The following is a 1,179-nucleotide window of genomic DNA, read 5'->3' on the forward strand; positions in this document are numbered from 1 at the left end:
CCGGCCGTCCGCGCCGGGAGATCTCGTGCCGGGGCTTTCGTGACGGCGGATTTCGTGACGAATGTGCCCGAGTCGGCTGTGCGGGACCCGCCTCGCGACGATGATGGCGGTTATGGAGACCGGCCGAACCCTGTTGCGCACCTGCCCGCTCTGCGAGGCGGTCTGCGGGCTCGAGATCACCCTCGACGCCGAGGACCGCGTGCTCTCGGTGCGCGGCGACAAGAAAGACCCGTTCAGCAAGGGCTTCCTCTGCCCCAAGGGCGCCAGCCTCGGCCGCCTCGACGACGACCCGGACCGCCTCACCGGGCCGGTGATCCGCGACCGCGCCACCGGCAGGCACCGACGGGCGAGCTGGGACGAGGCGCTGGACCTGATCGCCGAGAGCATGCCTGCCCTGGTCGCCGAGCACGGCTCGCAGGCCGTCGGCATGTACGTGGGCAATCCCAATGCCCACACCGTCGCGGGCGCGCTCTACCTGCCGCTGCTCATCCGCGCGGTCGGCACGAAGAACCTGTTCTCCGCCAGCACCGCCGACCAGATGCCCAAGCAGGTCTCCTCCGGCCTGATGTTCGGCGACCCGCTGACCGTGGCGGTGCCCGACCTCGATCGCACCGACCACCTGCTGATGCTCGGCGCCAACCCGCTGGAGTCCAACGGGTCGCTGTGCACCGCACCGGACTTCCCCGGCAGGCTGGCGGCGCTGCGCAGGCGCGGCGGGCGGCTGGTGGTGGTCGACCCGAGGCGGACCAGGACGGCGAAGCTGGCCGACGAGCACCTGTTCATCCGCCCCGGCTCCGACGCCTATCTGCTGTTCGGCCTGGTCAACCCTATTTTCCCCGACAACTTCCCCGACGTGCGGGTGCCGATTCTGGCGTAGACGGCCGCGCTGGGCGCGGCGGCCAGCTCGCGGGCGAGGCGGACCACCGTCTCGGCGGGCACGCCGGTGCGCGCGGCCACCACCGCCGGGGTGAACGCCGCGGCGGCCGCGCGCACCTCGTCCAGGCCGTCCACCGGCACCCGCACGTCGGTCAAGTTCTCGGCGAAAAGAGTGTTGACCAGGCCGAACAGCAGATAGGCGTCGGAGCCGGGGCGGATGAACAGGTGCTCGTCGGCCAGCTTCGCCGTCCTGGTCCGCCTCGGGTCGACCACCACCAGCCGCCCGCCGCGCCTGCGCAGCGC

At 72.1% G+C, this 1,179-nt stretch carries 2 pseudogenes; one reads left to right on the forward strand and one right to left on the reverse strand.

Features of this window, described 5'->3' with window-relative positions:
* Window positions 1-100: 100 nt before the first annotated feature.
* Window positions 101-856: pseudogene (locus tag QH283_RS29385) on the forward strand (molybdopterin-dependent oxidoreductase); the annotation flags it as partial.
* On the opposite strand, the pseudogene QH283_RS29390 reads toward QH283_RS29385, so the two are convergent.
* Window positions 802-1,179 (reverse strand): annotated as a pseudogene (locus tag QH283_RS29390) (hypothetical protein); the annotation flags it as partial. The pseudogenes QH283_RS29385 and QH283_RS29390 sit on opposite strands and share 55 nt — an antisense overlap.

This window comes from Nocardia farcinica, from assembly GCF_029867845.1.
Lineage (GTDB): Bacteria > Actinomycetota > Actinomycetes > Mycobacteriales > Mycobacteriaceae > Nocardia > Nocardia farcinica_A.